General features: G+C 68.5%; 12 protein-coding genes. 5 read left to right on the forward strand and 7 right to left on the reverse strand.

All coding sequences use genetic code 11. The features are described 5' to 3' along the window. Nucleotides 1-91: 91 nt before the first annotated feature. The 6 genes from GGR90_RS16770 to GGR90_RS16795 all read right to left on the reverse strand — a co-directional run bounded on the left by GGR90_RS16770 (nt 92) and on the right by GGR90_RS16795 (nt 9381). Nucleotides 92-1096: a LacI family DNA-binding transcriptional regulator gene (locus tag GGR90_RS16770; RefSeq protein ID WP_209023815.1), complete on the reverse strand. Its 1005-nt coding sequence runs from the start codon at nt 1094-1096 to the stop codon at nt 92-94. A 72-nt stretch (nt 1097-1168) separates the two neighbouring features. After that, complete coding sequence (locus tag GGR90_RS16775; RefSeq protein WP_167922517.1) at nt 1169-2158, reverse strand: DUF2891 domain-containing protein; 990 nt, start codon at nt 2156-2158, stop codon at nt 1169-1171. A 163-nt stretch (nt 2159-2321) separates the two neighbouring features. Continuing rightward, nucleotides 2322-3260 (reverse strand): DUF979 domain-containing protein, encoded by a 939-nt coding sequence (locus GGR90_RS16780; RefSeq protein WP_167922518.1) that lies wholly within the window; start codon nt 3258-3260, stop codon nt 2322-2324. After that, on the reverse strand, nt 3257-3940 hold the full coding sequence (locus tag GGR90_RS16785; protein ID WP_167922519.1) for a DUF969 domain-containing protein: 684 nt from the start codon (nt 3938-3940) through the stop codon (nt 3257-3259). The genes GGR90_RS16780 and GGR90_RS16785 overlap by 4 nt, the downstream gene beginning before the upstream one ends. Nucleotides 3941-4154: 214 nt before the next feature. Further along, entirely contained in the window at nt 4155-7748 is a 3594-nt protein-coding gene (locus GGR90_RS16790; RefSeq protein ID WP_167922520.1) for a hydantoinase B/oxoprolinase family protein, read from the reverse strand. A 4-nt stretch (nt 7749-7752) separates the two neighbouring features. Further along, nucleotides 7753-9381 (reverse strand): CHASE domain-containing protein, encoded by a 1629-nt coding sequence (locus tag GGR90_RS16795; RefSeq protein ID WP_167922521.1) that lies wholly within the window; start codon nt 9379-9381, stop codon nt 7753-7755. Nucleotides 9382-9548: 167 nt separating this feature from the next. Here GGR90_RS16795 and GGR90_RS16800 point away from each other — a divergent pair, with 167 nt between their 5' ends. Then, entirely contained in the window at nt 9549-10199 is a 651-nt protein-coding gene (locus GGR90_RS16800) for a glutathione S-transferase family protein (RefSeq protein WP_167922522.1), read from the forward strand. Nucleotides 10200-10640: 441 nt separating this feature from the next. On the opposite strand, the gene GGR90_RS16805 is transcribed toward GGR90_RS16800, so the two are convergent. Continuing rightward, nucleotides 10641-10976 (reverse strand): YncE family protein, encoded by a 336-nt coding sequence (locus tag GGR90_RS16805; protein ID WP_167922523.1) that lies wholly within the window; start codon nt 10974-10976, stop codon nt 10641-10643. A gap of 172 nt (nt 10977-11148) precedes the next feature. Between GGR90_RS16805 and GGR90_RS16810 the strand changes: the two genes are divergently transcribed. Genes GGR90_RS16810 through lepA form a run of 4 tightly spaced genes read left to right on the forward strand, consistent with a single transcriptional unit; the run spans nt 11149 to nt 15152 of the window. After that, on the forward strand, nt 11149-11295 hold the full coding sequence (locus GGR90_RS16810) for a hypothetical protein (protein WP_167922524.1): 147 nt from the start codon (nt 11149-11151) through the stop codon (nt 11293-11295). Between the two features lie 51 nt (nt 11296-11346). Next, nucleotides 11347-12399 carry a hypothetical protein gene (locus GGR90_RS16815; RefSeq protein WP_167922525.1) on the forward strand — a complete coding sequence of 351 codons (1053 nt, stop codon included), beginning with the start codon at nt 11347-11349 and terminating at the stop codon, nt 12397-12399. 7 nt (nt 12400-12406) lie between these two features. Continuing rightward, nucleotides 12407-13297, forward strand: a complete 891-nt coding sequence (locus GGR90_RS16820) for a transposase (RefSeq protein WP_167922526.1) — start codon at nt 12407-12409, stop codon at nt 13295-13297. A gap of 31 nt (nt 13298-13328) precedes the next feature. Next, nucleotides 13329-15152, forward strand: coding sequence for a translation elongation factor 4 (gene lepA, locus GGR90_RS16825; protein WP_167922527.1), 1824 nt, complete (start codon nt 13329-13331; stop codon nt 15150-15152). Nucleotides 15153-15201: the final 49 nt, after the last annotated feature.

Raw genomic sequence — 15201 nt, forward strand, 5'->3', positions numbered from 1 at the left:
TCTGCCCCCGCCCCCGGCGGTAGCAGCCGCGTAGATAACGAAGCGTTACTTTTCGGGGAGTTAAGTCACGGTAACGTGGGCAGCCGGGCGCCTAGGCGGTGCCGCGGACGACGAGGTGGACGGGGATGCGGGTGCCGCTGCGCGTGCGTTCGTCATCCTCGAGGGCCATCGCGACGAGCGCCTCGCCCGCGGCGTCGAGGTCGGGCTCGAGCGTGGTGAGCGCGGGGTCGGCGAGGGTGCCGGCGCGGATGCCGTCGAAGCCGATCAGCGCGACATCCTGCGGCACGCGGCGGCCGGCCTCCTTGAGCCCCTGGAGCACGCCGAGGGCCAGCATGTCCGAGGCCGCGAAGATCGCATCGGTTTTGGGGTGTGCTTCGAGCAAAGCCTGCACCGCGGCGACGCCCTGCGCGTGGCGGTCGGCGGCGGCGGGGGGCTCGGCGACGACGGGCGTGAGGCCATGCGCGGCGAGCGCGGCGGTGAAGCCGTCGCGGCGCTCGTCGAACTGGCGCTGCGGCGACTGCTGCGGCCCGACGAAGGCGATGTGGCGGCGGCCGGTCGCGATGAAATGCTCGGCGGCGAGCTGGCCGCCGATGTCATTCTCGCTGCGCATCCAGTGGAAGGGGCTGCCCGGGCTGCCCCAGCAGACGAAGTCGAGGCCCGAGGCCTGCGCCTGCGCGAAATAATCCCACGCCGCGCGGTTGCTGGTGGTGCCGATGACGATCATCGCGTCGGCGAGGCCGGAGGCGACGAAGTCGGCGCGGAAATTGTCGGGATTTTCCTGGAACGAGACGAGCAGGTTGAACCCCCGCGCCGAGGTCGCGGCGGCGATGCTGCCGAGCAACGCGAAATAGAAGGGGTTGATCGCGCTGCGGTCCTCGCCGGGGCGGCAGATGGTGACGAGCGCGATCGTCTCGCTGCTTTTCAGGCGCAGCGACGAGGCGTGGCGGTCGACGACATAGCCAAGCTCGCGCGCGGCGGCGGAGACGCGCGCGCGCGTTTCGGCGTTGACGCCGGGGCTGTTGCGCAAGGCGCGCGAGACGGTCGATTGCGACACGCCGGCGCGCTCGGCGACGTCGAACGATGTGGGACGCAGCATCTTTCCGTTCACCTCTGGCTTCTCCCCCTTGCGCCGTCTGTTGCCGCGCGCGCGGGGCTTGTCAATCGGGTGTCAAAGGCCGTCGAGCGCGAGGAGCGCGAAGCTCGCGAGCCAGTGTTCGCCCATATAGTCGCCGGTGACGTGCGGGAGTGCGGCGGCGAGGTGGCGCTGGGCCGCGGCTTCGGCGACGGGCGCGGCGGGGTGCGCGGGGCCAAGCGCGGCGGCGATGGCGCGCCAGTTCCACGCGCGGCTGAGACCCAGGCCGTCGAGATGCGCGATCTTGCCGTCGCTGCGGTCGGAAACGGTGGCGGGAGTGAAGAGGGTGGCGGGTTGTTCCTGCGCGGCGCGGGGGAGGAAGACGTCGAACCAGCGGGTGAAATCGCCGCCGAGGAGGACGGCCATCAGATGCGCTTCGGTGAGGGCGGAGGAGAGGAATTCGTCGCCGCCGGGCTCCCATGCCTGACAGTCGCGGTCGGCGCCGAACCATTCGTTGGCGCGGCTGTCGATGAGGGTGACGAGCGCGGGGTCGCGGGTTTCCGCCCAGTGACGCGCGAGGAGCAGGGCGAAGGCGATGTTGAAATGGGTACCGACGCGCAAGGGGTAGGTGAGTTTGGGCAGGAAGGCATGGAAACGCGCCGCGAAGGCGAGCGCGAGCGGTTCGAGCGCCGCGCTCCACGGCGCGTCATGCCGCTCGGCCTCGTCATGGAGCGCGAGGAGCCAGGCCCAGCCATAGGGGCGCTCGAACGCCGCGGAGTAAGGACGGTCGAGGAAGGCGCGTTCGCCCGCGACTTTTTCGGGCACCAGCATTTCGTCGGCGCGCGCGCGGATTTCGGCGGCGACGGGCAAGTCGGGGAAGCGGCGCGCGAGGCGGAGGATCTGCCACCAGCCATGGACGCAGCTGTGCCAGTCGAAGCTGCCGTGGAAGATCGGATGGTGCTCGCGCGGGGGTCTGGCGTCTTCGGGGCCGGTGAGGACGAGGTCCATCTTGTAGGGATATTCGCGGCCGAGGTGCGCGAGGGTGGCGGTCGCGAAGCGGGTTGCGTGGGTGGGGGTGAGGTGCATGGGATTTTTCCTAGCCAAGATGATCCTCCCTGTCGCGCAGCGATGGGGAGGTGGCAGCGGCGTGGCCGCTGACGGAGGGGCTGTGGCGTAAGCGTCGCTGGCCCCTCCACCACGCCCTTCGGGCGCGGTCCCCCTCCCCATGGCTTCGCCACAGGGAGGATCTTCAGAAAGCAAACAGCCAGATGAAGACGATGTTCACCGCGAGCAAGGGCACCGCGGTGCCGATCTGCGCCTTGATCACGCCATAGGGGTTTTTGAGCTCGAGCAGCGCCGCGGGGACGAGGTTGAAGTTCGCGGCCATCGGGGTCATCAGCGTGCCGCAGAAGCCCGCGAGCATGCCGATCGCGGCGACGACCGCGGGGTCGCCGTCATATTGCTCGATCAGCAGCGGCATGCCGACCGCCGCGAGCATCACCGGGAAGGCGGCGAAGGCGTTGCCCATCACCATGGTGAACAGCGCCATGCCGAGCCCGAAAGCGAGCGTCGCGCCGAACAGGCTGCCTTCGGGGATCGCGGTGCCGATGAGGTCGCCGACGACTTCGCCGACCCCGGCGAGCGCGAAGACCGCGCCGAGGCTGGCGAGCATCTGCGGCAGGATCGCGGCCCAGCCGACCGCGTCGAGCAGGCGGCGGCCTTGCTGAAGCGGGAGCAAAGGCGGGGGTTTGAGACGTGTCATGCCGACCGCGAGCGCGATGAGCACGCCGAGCGCGAGCGAGATGAGCGTCGCCTGCTTCGGGTCGGCGAGGCCGGGGATCCATTTGAAGAGGAAGGTGCCCGCGAGCGCGACGGCGGGGATGATCAGCGCGACGAGGAGCAGGAAGGGGCCGTGCCTTGCGGCGCGTGTCGCTTGCACGTCGGCGGGAACGTCGCCGCCGGGCGCGCGGCCGATCTGGCCGGTGCCGGCGATCGCGACGAGTGCGAGGACGAGCAGGCCGTTGCCGAAGTCGCCGAGCCGGTCGCCCGCGAGCATCGACAGCGCGAGCAGGCCCCAGAAGGCGGCGTTGCCGAAACGCCTGGGGTTGGTGCGATCGAGAAGGCCCAGCAGCGCGAAGGCCGCGAAGGTCAGGCCCGCGAGAACATAGACGAAGTCGAGGGTGATCATGCGCTCGCCTCCTGCCCCATGGCCTTTTGCGCCATCCGTTTTTCGAGGCGGCGGAGGCGGAGGCCGTGGATGATGAAGGCGGCGATGGCGGTCGGGATCGCCCAGAGCGAGAAGTGCAGCGGCTCGATGATATAGCCATAGCCTTCGAGCACGCCCTTCATCAGCAGGATCGAGCCGATCGCGAGGAAGATATCCTCGCCGAAGAAGAGGCCGACATTGTCGGTGGCGGCGGAGAAGGCCTTGACCTCCTCGCGCTGGTCGTCGGTGAGCGCGTCGTTTTTCGCTTCGGCCGCCGCCTCGGCCATCGGGGCGACGAGCGGGCGGACGGTCTGCGGGTGCCCCGCGACCGAGGTGAGGCCGACCGCGGCCATCGCCTGCCGCAGCAGCAGATAAGAAGTGAGCAGGCGGCCGAGCGTCGCGCCCTTCATCCGGCCGATCAGCGTGCGCGCGTGCTGTTGCAGGCCGTAAGCTTCGAGCAGGCCGATGACGGGGAGGACGATCCAGACGATGCTGACATAGCGCGTGTCGTTGAACGCCTTGCCGAAGGCGGCGACGATCGCGGTCAGGTCGAGCCCGGCGGCGAGCCCGGTCGCGAGCGCCGAGGCCATGATCACGAGCAGCGGATTGAAGCGGAGCAGGAAGCCCGCGATGATGATGAGGATGCCGATCAGGACGAGCATCAGGTGCGCGCCTGCGACCGCTGGGAAATTTGTTCACGCGGAGACGCGGAGGCGCGGAGAGAATATCCCAAAACCGTTTGTGCTGAGCTTGTCGAAGCACTGTTCTTCATTCTGCCGCGCTGAAGAAAAGAACGGCCCTTCGACAAGCTCAGGGCGAACGGCTTTAATGTTTCAATATTCTCTCCGCGTCTCCGCGTCTCCGCGTGAACTATTGTCATTGGCGCTCGTCTCCCGCTTTCCCATATCCGCCGCCGCCGGGCGTTTCGATCACGAAGGCGTCGCCTGATTCTAGGTCGGCGCTGCCCGTTGCCGCCAGCATCTCGACCGAGCCGTCGGCGCGCTCGACCCAGTTGCGCCCCGGCGCGGCGTCTTCGCCGCCTGCGAGGCCCTTGGGTGCGATCTGGCGGCGGTTCGCGAGGATGTTCGCGGCCATCGGCTCGCGGAAGCGGATGCGGCGCCTCGCGCCGTCGCCGCCCGTCCAGCGGCCCGCGCCGCCCGAGCCTTTGCGGATCGAGAACTCCTCGACGATGACGGGGAAGCGCGTTTCCATGACTTCGGGGTCGGTCATCCGGCTGTTGGTCATGTGGGTCTGGATCACGCTGGTGCCGTCGAAGCCGGGGCCGGCGCCCGAGCCGCCGGCGATCGTTTCATAATATTGATAGGCGTCGTTCCCGAAGGTGAAATTGTTCATCGTGCCCTGCGCCGGGGCCATCGCGCCGAACGCCGCGAACAGCGCGTCGGTGATGACCTGGCTGGTCTCGACATTGCCCGCGACAACCGCGGCGGGATAGCGCGGGCTGAGCATCGAATCCGCAGGGACGATCAGGGTGACGGGGGCGAGGCAGCCCTCGTTCATCGGGATCGGGTCGTCGAGCATCGTGCGCAGCACATAGAGGACGGCGGCGCGGACGACGGGCAGCGGGGCGTTGAAATTGTCGGGGAGGGTCGCCGACGAGCCGGTGAAGTCGATCGTGACGTGGCGGGCCTCGCGGTCGACCCTGACGGCGACCGCGACCTTGGCGCCATTGTCCATGGCATAGGTGAAGCTGCCGTCGTCGAGGCGCGCGATGAGTTGGCGGACGGCGGCTTCGGCCTGGCGCTGGCCGTGCGCCATATAGGCGGCGACGGTCGCGGCGCCGTGCGTCGCGCTGAGGTCGGCGAGCGCGCTCGCGCCGCGCTGGCAGGCGGCGACCTGCGCCTTGAGGTCGGCGATGTTGAGCGCGGGGTTGCGGGCCGGGTGGTCGCCGGTGGTGAGGTGCGCGTGGACCTCGGCGTCGAGGAAGTGGCCGTCGTCGACTATGGCCACATTGTCGAAGAGGATGCCTTCGTCGGCGATGGTCCTGCTGTCGGGGGGCATCGAGCCGGGGGCGATGCCGCCGAGGTCGGCGTGGTGGCCGCGCGCGGCGACGAAGAAGGCGGGGGCGTCCCGGTCCTCGACGAACACGGGCATGATGACGGTGATGTCGGGAAGATGCGTGCCGCCGTCATAGGGCGCATTGAGCGCATAGGCGTCGCCGCGTTTGATGCCGCGGGCATCGGTGGTTCTTTGGCGAAGGATGGTGCGGACGCTTTCGCCCATCGAGCCGAGATGGACGGGCATGTGCGGGGCATTGGCGACGAGACGGCCCTCTGCATCGAAGATCGCGCAGGAGAAATCGAGCCGCTCGCGGATGTTGATCGACGAGGCGCTGTGCTGAAGCGCGCCGCCCATTTCCTCGGCGATCGCCATGAACAGGCTGTTGAAGATTTCGAGGCGGATGGGGTCGGGATGGACAAGGTCGTCCTGCGCCGCGACCGCGACGTCGGCAGCGCGGGTGCGGGCGAGCAGTAGCGTGCCTTCGTGCTGGACTTCGGCGCGCCAGCCGGGTTCCACCACCGTTGTCGACAGCGCGTCGATGATGATCGCGGGGCCGGCGATGGTGCGGTCGGGAGCCAGATTGGCGCGCTGATGGAGCGGGACTTGGTGCGCGGCGCCGGAGAGCCACGCGGTGACGGTTTCGGGTTCGGTTTCGGCCGACGCGGCGGGTGTCGGCAGAGCGGCCGGCGCATCGCCCGCCTCGGTCAGTTCGACGCGGATGCGGTCGACGACCAGATTGTCATGCGGGGCGTAGCCGAAGCGTTGGCGGAAGGCGGCGGCGAAGGCGGCCCTGACCTCGGCGGGCGGCGCGAGCGCGAGTTCGATCGCATTGTCGCTGTCGGCGAGGCGGACGAAGAGCAGGGTTTCGCGGGTGGTTTCGGCTTCCGGGGAGAGGTCGGCGCGGGCTTGCTCGGCGAGGTCGGTTTCGGCGGCGGCGAGCGTCGCGGCGCAATCCTCGTCGAGCGTCAGCGCGAGCGTGCGCTCGCGGATTGCCGAAGGTTTGGCGAGGCCCATGCCATAGGCCGAAAGCACCCCGGCGAGCGGGTGGAGCAAAATCTCGTCCACGCCGAGCGCGTCGGCGACGAGGCAGACATGCTGGCCCGCGGCGCCGCCGAAGCCGACGAGGCTGTAGCCCTGCGTCACATCATGGCCGCGCGCGATGGTGATGCGCTTGATCGCGTTCGCCATCTGCTGGACCGCGATCGCGAGCAGGCCCTCGGCGAGGGCTTGCGCGGTGATGTTGCCGACTTCGGCGGCCATCGCGGCGAATTTTTCGGCGACGACATCGCGGTCGAGGGGCTGGTCGCCATTGGGGCCGAAGAGCTTGGGGAAGTGACCCGGCTGGATTTTGCCGAGCAGGACATTGCAGTCGGTGACCGTCAATGGCCCGCCGCGGCCGTAGGCGGCGGGACCGGGGTTGGCGCCGGCGCTTTCGGGGCCGACGAGAAGGCGCGCGCCGTCCCAGCGGCAGATCGAGCCGCCGCCCGCCGCCACCGTGTGGATGCGGAGCATCGGCGCGCGGATGCGCGTGCCCGCGACGATGGTCTCGTTATCGCGCTCGAGGCGGCCGGCATAATGGCTGACGTCGGTCGAGGTGCCGCCCATGTCGAAGCCGATGAGGCGGGTCTTGCCCAAGGGCGCGGCGCTGCCGACCATGCCGACGATGCCGCCCGCGGGGCCCGAGAGGATCGCGTCGCGGCCGTGGAAGGCGGCGGCGGAGGCGAGACCGCCCGAGCTTTTCATGAATTGCGGGTCGATGCCGTCCCCCAGCTGCGCGACGAATTGATCGACATAGTGGCGCAGGACCGGCGAGAGATAGGCGTCGGCGAGCGTCGTGTCGCCGCGGCCGACGAGCTTGATCAGCGCGCTGACGTCGTGGCTGGTCGAGATTTGCGTGAAGCCGGCCTCGCGCGCGATTTCGGCGAGGCGCCCCTCGTGCGCGGGGTGGGCGTAGCCGTGCATGAGGACGATCGCGATGCTGGCGAGGCCGCGGTCGCGTGCGGCTTCGAGCGATGCGCGGGCAGCCTGTTCGTCGAGCGGGGTCAGGATGTCGCCCTCGGGGCTCACGCGCTCGATGATCTCGGCGACTTCGGCGTGGGGCGGGGGAATGCGGTCGAGGCGGCGCGCGAACAGCTCGGGGCGGTCCTGATAGCCGATCGTCAGCGCATCGCCGAAACCGCGGGTGATCGCGAGCAGGGTCGGCGCGCCCTTGCGTTCGAGAAGCGCGTTGGTCGCGACCGTGCTGCCCATGCGGATCGCGAGCGGCGGCAGCGGACCCGCGCCCGCGCCGGTGAGGTCGCGGATCGCGCCGACCGCGGCGTCGCCGGGGCGCGCGGGATCTTCGCTGAGATATTTGGTCGTGACCACCGCGCCGCTCGGGCTTCGCGCGACGACATCGGTGAAGGTGCCGCCGCGGTCGATCCAGATATGCCAGTGAGGGTCAGAACCCATGTCGTCAGTCGGGGGTGCCATCGTCGGGCCAGCGAATGACGATGGAGAGGCTGTTGTCAACCGCGCTGCGGCTCCAGCTGCCCTTGAGCTGCCGCTCGATCAGGGTGCGGATGAACTGGGTGCCGAAGCTTTCGGTGTCGATGTGCGGGGTTTCGGGGAGATCGCTTTCGGTCCAGTCGAGCTCGATCTCGCCCCCGTCGCGGTGCCAGCCGACCGCGAGGTGGCCGTAGCCGGCGAGCGCGCCATATTTGATGCTGTTGGTGACGAATTCGTGGACTGCGAGCGACAGCGCCTGCGCCGCTTCGTCGTCGAGTTGGACCTCGGGACCGGCGACGTCCGCGAGCTGCTCGGCCGATACGCCCGCCAGTTCGAGTTCGCGGCGGACGATGCAGCCGAGCTCGACGCTGCCGACCGCGCCGGTGACGAGCATCTGCTTCGCGTCGGACAGCGCGCGCATACGGCCGTCGAATTTGGTTTCGAAATCCTCGAGGCTTGTCGATTCGCGCAAGGTGATCCGCGCGAGCGCGCCGATGCGCGCGAAGGCGTTTTTCATGCGGTGCGCCATTTCGCCGATCATCAACTCGCGGTCGGCGGCGTGGCGCGCCTGTTCGTCGGCGAGCGCCTGAAAAGCGCCGACGCGGCGTTGCTGGAGGCGGTGGAGCTGCATCGCGAGCAGCATGATCGCGAAGCCGAAGAGGAAGATGCCGAACGGCCGGCCGATCCGCTCGAGCAGCCGGCCGTAAGAGATGCGCATCGTCCATTGCCGATCGCCGATGCGGAGTTTCTCCTCGTGCGTATCCCAGCCCATCGTGCCGTGGCTGAAGACGAGTGGTGCCGCCGGCCCCTCGCCGGCATAAATCTGCAACCCCTCGATCGTGTCGATCTGCGACCCGAGCACCGCGGTCATCAGGTCGCCGATGCGGAAAGGAGCATAGACGAAGGCCTCGATCGGCCGCGCGTTCGGCGCGGTGGCGAAGGCGGCGGGCGGGAACGTGTCGCCGGGCGCGGTGCGGCCGGCATAGATGGGGACATAGATCAGGAAGCCCGGCTGGCGCTTGGCGACCCCCTTTTCCTGGACGAGCTGGACGATCCCGCTCGCTGCGGGCTGACCGGTCTGCCACGCGCGGCGCATCGCCTCGCGCCGGACCCGCTCGCTGTACATATCATAGCCGAGCGCATCGTCGCGGCGCGGCGTATAGGGTTCGACGAGCACGATCGGAAAGCCGATCGGCTGGCTGGTCGCGGGCCAGACGGGAATGTCGCGGCCGTAATTCTGGCGCAGCATCGCCTCGGCCGCCGCGGGCGTTCCCTGCCGCATCGCCACCGCGATGCCGATCCCTTCCATCCCGGGCGCGTGGACCTGCGGCCGCAGCGACGCGAGATAGGCGCGGATGCCGGGGCCGCTCGACTGGCTGTCCGATTGATAAAGCGCGCGCACGCCTTCGAGCACCGCGACATGATCGCGCAGCCGCATGTCGATCTGCATCGCGACGCGGTCGGCGCGGTCGGCCTCTTCGCGGCGATTGTAGAGAAAGCTCGCCGCCGCGGCGAGCAGCGTGGCGATCAATATGACAAGACCCACGAAGCGGGCGGAGAGCGCCAGCAACCGGTCTGCCCATAACGAAGGGCGCATCACTATATCCTGCCTGATGGCTGCCGCGGCAGCGCCCCCCTCCATCGCCGGATGTTCCATGCCGCGCCGCCGATGGCAAGTTTATTTCGTGCCAAGGTGGCAGCGGGGGGCGGGTTGCGAAGCGCAACCTTTCGCCTATGGTGGCGCGAGAAAAAGGGAGAAGCGCGATGATCATTTACGGGTCGGTGGTGTCGCCGTTCGTGCGCAAGCTGCTCGCCTATCTGGGCGAGAAGGGGATCGAATTCGAGTTGAAGGGCGTCGGTATCGGCGATCCCGACCCGGGGTTCCGCGCCGCCTCGCCGCTCGGCAAGATGCCCGCGATGGACGACGACGGCTTCCTGCTCGCCGATTCGAGCGCGATCATCCAATATGTCGAGGCGAAACATCCCGAGCCGGCTTTGATCCCCGCCGATCCGCAGGAGCGCGGGACGGTGATCTGGTGGGAGGAATTCGGCGACACGGTGTTCGCCGCGTGCAGCGGCAAGATGTTCTTCAACCGCATCGTCGCACCCAAATTCCTGGGGCGCGAAGGCGATCTTGCGGCGGCGGCCGAGGCCGAAGCGGATGAGTTGCCGAAGCTGCTCGCCTATCTGGAAAGCGCGATCCCCGCGTCGGGCTTCCTCGTCGGCGACCGGCTGACGCTCGCCGATCTGGCGGTCGCGTCGCCGCTGATGAATTTGCGGCATTGCGGCGCGGGCATCGACGCGGCGGCGCATCCCAAAATCGCGGCGTGGAGCGAGGCGATATTGTCGCGGCCGAGCATGGCGCCGTGGATCGCCAAGGAAGAGCGGCTGATGGCGAAGGTGCTGGCGGGCTGAAGGCGGCGAACGGAAGGGCTGGAAGCGGCCGGGAACGGACGTAGCTGCCCTAAATCCGTTCGCATCGAGCGAAGTCGAGATGCCCATCGGGCTGGCGCTACATCGATGGGTGTCTCGACTTCGCTCGACACGAACGGAAAGTGAGGATGGCCGCAAACGACTGGTTGCGGACGTTAATCCTCCCTGTGGCGAAGCCATGGGGAGGTGGCAGCGCGGAGCGCTGACGGAAGGGCTATGGCGCGACGTCGCTGCCCCTCCACCATCGCCTACGGCGACGGTCCCCCTCCCCATCGCTGCGCGACAGGGAGGATATGCTCCTCATCGTCACCCCGGACTTGATCCGGGGTCCATGACTCCGATGCCGCCATGGATCCCGGATCAAGTCCGGGATGACGAAAGTTCAGGAACGTCCGTTTCCCATCCCAAAGAAGGCAGACCCGCCTAAGGCGCGATCGCCAGCCCGTCGGATAGCCAGAGCAGCCCGTGCGGCCGCTGGTTGGGGCTGAGGTCGATCGTCCTGAGCTTCGTGCGGCCGGCGATGTCGAATATATCGATCGTCGTGCCGCCATAGGCGACGACCGCGGCCTGTTTGCCGTCGGGCGAGATCGCGATCTCGTGCGGCATCCGGCCCGTCGGCAGCCGCGCGAGCTGCGCCCCGCTGTCGAGCGCGATGACGCTGAGCGTATCCTCGCCCTTGTTACCGATGAGCAAGGTCTCGGCGGTGGCGGGGCCGGCGAGCAGGATCCCGGTAAGGGCGGCGAATAGGGCGCGGCGCATGGGCAATCTCCCGGTTGTGACGGCGCATCCTACTCCGTCGGCGCGCGCCGGCAACCGTGCTTCGACCGGCGACAAGACACGGATTACGTTAAGTTAACTCGGCGATCGCCCCGCGCCCACCTAGCCCTGCGGGTGGCGGCAGGTCGCGCCGCCGGTCAGGACAGGAGGAAATATGGAACTGCCGCCCGTTGATATCGCCGCGCTGCCGTTGCTCGACACCGCGGTCGGGCTGTTCGGGTCGCTGATGGGCGAAAGCGCCACGTCGGGGCCATCGATCTTCGAGATCGCGGTGACCATCGCGCTGATCGTCCACGATTGATCGCGGGCGGAACGGGCGGCGCGCTCCGCCGCCCGTTTCCGCGCCTTTCGCATGACCGCCCGCTCGCGCCACGACCATTTCCCCCGCGCCGACCTTGCGCGCCGCCAGCATATCCGCGACGCGGTCGCCGCCACCGATGCGGCATGGCGCGCCGCCGACGCCGCGCCCGGGGGCCTGCTCGCCGCGATCGACGCGGTCGAGGGCGCGCCCGCCGAGGTTGCGCTCGCGCGGCTTATCCCCTGGCTCGAGGACACGGCGTGGCTGCAAGCGCGGCTCGAGGCCGCGCTCGCGCTCCTCGCCGCCGACCCCTTCGCGCGCCCGCCGCTGCGGCTTGTCGGCGGCGGGGATGGCGGCGCGGGCGGACTCGTCCTCGCCGACCGCCGCGGCGTTCGCGTGACGCTCCTCGTCCGTCCCGCGGGCAGCTGCGTCGCGCCGCCCGCCAGCGCCGTCTTCGTTCCCGGCCGCGCCGCGATTCGCGTCCTCGCGAGCGGGGACGCCTCGCTCCTGTGGCACGAGGTTGCGGTGGACGAGGCCGAGGAAGGGGGCGGCTTCACCGCGGCCGCCGCCGCGCCGTGCCGCAGCGAGCCCGCGCGCGCGCTCCGGACCGGCGAACTGCTCCAGCTCGATACCGCGCGCCAAAGCTGGTCGCTCGCCGAGGCCCGCCGCGACATATTGCTGCTCGAACTCGCGGTGCAGCCGCCGTCGCCGCTGCCGATCCGCGCCTATGACATCGCGAGCGGCCGGCTGATCCATGTCAGCGCCTCGCGCCGCGACAGCAGCTTCCGCACGATGGCGCTGACCTTACTCCGCCATCTCGGCCGCACCGACGCCGCGCCGCTGTTCGCCGCCGAAACCGGGGCCGAGGATTTCGCCGCGCGCTGGCACGCGATGCGCGAACTGGTCGCGCTCGACCGCGTCGCGGCGCGGTCGCATCTCGCCGCGATGGCGGCGGGCGATCCGCATCCCGAGGTGCGCCGCGCCGCTGCGGCGACCGCGGCGCTCTTAACTCTCCTCCCGCTGGCGGGAGGGGTTGGGGAGGGCCTGTTTCTGTCCATGCGGGCGAACATGCCCCACCCAAACCCTCCCCTGAAGGGGAGGGCTTAAGCGCCCCATGCCCCGCCTGATCGACCCGCCTGCCGGCCCCGCGCTCGACCTCGCCGAAGTCACCGCGCGCCTCGACGAAAGCGGCGTCGACCTCGCCGACGAAACAAGCGTTGCGCGCTGCGCCGCGCTGCTCGCCGGGCTCGGGCGCAACCGCGACTTTCTCGCCGACCGCGTCATCGCGGCGCTCAAGGCAAGCTACGCCGACCAGCTCGAAATCAACCGTTATTCGGCGCAGGTCTTCCTACTCCACCGCGGCGCGCGCGGCTTTTATCTCCGCGCCAACCTCTGGCCCGCCGCGACCGATGCCGTCACCGCCGCGAGCGGCCCCGCCGCCTTCTCCTACGACGTCCCGCACGACCATAATTTCAGCTTCCTGACCGCGGGCTATTTCGGCCCCGGCTATGTCAGCGACTATTATGATTACGACCCGGAAGCCGTCGACGGCCGCCTCGGCGAACCGCTGAACCTCAGCTTCGCCGGGCGCAGCCAGCTCGGCGAAGGCAAGATGATGCTCTACCGCGCCCACCGCGACATCCACAGCCAGCTCCCGCCCGAAAGCCTGTCGGTCAGCCTCAACATCATGGACGAGGGCGAGCACATCCCCTGGCGCGACCAATATATCGTCGATCTGGAAGCCGGCACCATCGCGCGGCGCCCGACCCTGACCAGCGGCGAGCTGCTGCTCCGCTGCGCGGTGCATCTGACCGCCAATGGCCGGGACATCGCCGACCATTTCGCGAGGGCGCACCCGGTCCCGCGCGTCCGCGCGAATGCCCTCGCCGCGCTCGCGGCGGTGGCGGCCGATCCGCGTGCTATTCTCGAACGCGGGATGGCCGATGCCGATGCCCGCGTCCGCGACGATTGCGCGCGTTGGCTGGCGCATGGTCAAGCCTGCTGACAGCGCGGCTTTCCGCTGCTAACGGCGCCCGATGACAACTCCGCTCTCGCATATCCGCAACTTCTCCATCATCGCGCACATCGACCATGGCAAGTCGACGCTCGCCGACCGGCTGATCCAGTTCACCGGCGGGCTGACCGCGCGTGAGATGTCGGCGCAAGTCCTTGATAATATGGACATCGAGAAGGAACGCGGGATCACGATCAAGGCGCAGACGGTGCGCCTGAAATATACCGCGAAGGACGGCGAGACCTACGAGCTCAACCTGATGGACACGCCCGGCCACGTCGACTTCGCCTATGAAGTGTCGCGCAGCCTTGCCGCGTGCGAAGGCGCGCTGCTCGTCGTCGACGCGGCGCAGGGGGTCGAGGCACAGACGCTCGCCAACGTCTATCAGTCGATCGAGCATGATCATGAGATCGTGCCGGTGATCAACAAGATCGACCTGCCCGCGGCCGACGTCGACAAGGTGAAGGCCGAGATCGAGGACATCATCGGCCTGCCCGCCGACGATGCGGTGCTCGCCAGTGCCAAGGCCGGGATCGGCATCGAGGAAGCATTGGAAGCGATCGTCACCAAGATCCCGCCGCCGAAGGGCGACGCGGCGGCGCCGCTGCTCGCGATGCTCGTCGACAGCTGGTACGATCCCTATCTGGGCGTCGTGATTCTGGTGCGCGTCGTCGATGGGGTGCTCAAAAAAGGCCAGCAGATCAAGTTCATGCAGGCGGGCACCACCCACCTGATCGACCGCGTCGGCTGTTTCACGCCAAAGCGCGAGGAGCTGACCGAGATCGGCGCCGGCGAGATCGGTTTCATCACCGCGCAGATCAAGGACGTCGCGCAGGCGCGTGTCGGCGACACGGTGACCGACGCGAAAAAGCCCGCCGCGGCGCCGCTGCCGGGGTTCAAGGAAGTCCAGCCGGTCGTCTTCTGCGGCCTGTTCCCGACCGACGCCAATGATTTCGAGAAACTGCGCGAGAGCATCCAGAAGCTGCGGCTCAACGATGCCAGTTTCTCGTTCGAAATGGAAAGCTCGGCGGCGCTCGGTTTCGGCTTCCGCTGCGGTTTCCTCGGCTTGCTGCACCTTGAGATCATCCAGGAGCGGTTGACGCGCGAGTATGACCTCGACCTCATCACCACCGCGCCGTCGGTGGTCTACAAGCTCAAGCTCGGCCACACCAAGAATGAGGCGGCGAAGGAGATCGATCTCCACAACCCCGCCGACATGCCCGACCCGAACCGCATCGACGAGATCGAGGAGCCGTGGATCGAGGCGGTGATCTACGTGCCCGACGACTATCTCGGCCCGATCCTGAAGCTGTGCCAGGACCGCCGCGGGGTGCAGAAGAATTTGACCTATGTGGGCGGCCGCGCGCAGATCACCTATGAACTGCCGCTCAACGAGGTGGTGTTCGATTTCTATGACCGGCTGAAGAGCATCAGCCGCGGTTATGCGTCGTTCGACTATCACCAGATCGGCCACCGCGCCGGCGACCTCGTCAAGATGAGCATCCTCGTCAACAACGAGCCGGTCGATGCGCTGAGCATGATTGTCCACCGCGGCACCGCCGAAACGCGCGGCCGCGGCATGTGCGAGCGGCTCAAGGACCTGATCCCGCGCCACATGTTCAAGATCCCGATCCAGGCCGCGATCGGCGGCAAGGTCATCGCCCGCGAAACCATCGCCGCGCTGCGCAAGGACGTGACCGCCAAATGCTACGGCGGCGACGCGACCCGCAAGAAGAAGCTGCTGGAAAAGCAGAAAGAGGGCAAAAAGCGGATGCGCGAATATGGCAATGTGAACATTCCGCAGGAGGCGTTCATCGCCGCGCTGCGCATGGGGGATGATGCCTAACTTCCCTATGTCGCCGACCGGCGGGCACCCTCCGGGCCGGACGCAAAAT

It is taken from the genome of Sphingopyxis italica (assembly GCF_011926545.1).
GTDB classification, from domain to species: Bacteria; Pseudomonadota; Alphaproteobacteria; order Sphingomonadales; family Sphingomonadaceae; genus Sphingopyxis; species Sphingopyxis italica.

What these genes read in the sequence shown, in the direction of transcription:
- GGR90_RS16775 (WP_167922517.1), bottom strand. Translation starts at nt 2,158, where the DNA reads ATGCACCTCACCCCCACCCACGCAACCCGCTTCGCGACCGCCACCCTC.
- GGR90_RS16790 (WP_167922520.1), bottom strand. Translation starts at nt 7,748, where the DNA reads ATGGGTTCTGACCCTCACTGGCATATCTGGATCGACCGCGGCGGCACC.
- GGR90_RS16780 (WP_167922518.1), bottom strand. Translation starts at nt 3,260, where the DNA reads ATGATCACCCTCGACTTCGTCTATGTTCTCGCGGGCCTGACCTTCGCG.
- GGR90_RS16820 (WP_167922526.1), top strand. Translation starts at nt 12,407, where the DNA reads ATGCCCCGCCTGATCGACCCGCCTGCCGGCCCCGCGCTCGACCTCGCC.
- lepA (WP_167922527.1), top strand. Translation starts at nt 13,329, where the DNA reads ATGACAACTCCGCTCTCGCATATCCGCAACTTCTCCATCATCGCGCAC.
- GGR90_RS16810 (WP_167922524.1), top strand. Translation starts at nt 11,149, where the DNA reads ATGGAACTGCCGCCCGTTGATATCGCCGCGCTGCCGTTGCTCGACACC.
- GGR90_RS16770 (WP_209023815.1), bottom strand. Translation starts at nt 1,096, where the DNA reads ATGCTGCGTCCCACATCGTTCGACGTCGCCGAGCGCGCCGGCGTGTCG.
- GGR90_RS16795 (WP_167922521.1), bottom strand. Translation starts at nt 9,381, where the DNA reads ATGCGCCCTTCGTTATGGGCAGACCGGTTGCTGGCGCTCTCCGCCCGC.
- GGR90_RS16785 (WP_167922519.1), bottom strand. Translation starts at nt 3,940, where the DNA reads ATGCTCGTCCTGATCGGCATCCTCATCATCATCGCGGGCTTCCTGCTC.
- GGR90_RS16800 (WP_167922522.1), top strand. Translation starts at nt 9,549, where the DNA reads ATGATCATTTACGGGTCGGTGGTGTCGCCGTTCGTGCGCAAGCTGCTC.
- GGR90_RS16805 (WP_167922523.1), bottom strand. Translation starts at nt 10,976, where the DNA reads ATGCGCCGCGCCCTATTCGCCGCCCTTACCGGGATCCTGCTCGCCGGC.
- GGR90_RS16815 (WP_167922525.1), top strand. Translation starts at nt 11,347, where the DNA reads ATGACCGCCCGCTCGCGCCACGACCATTTCCCCCGCGCCGACCTTGCG.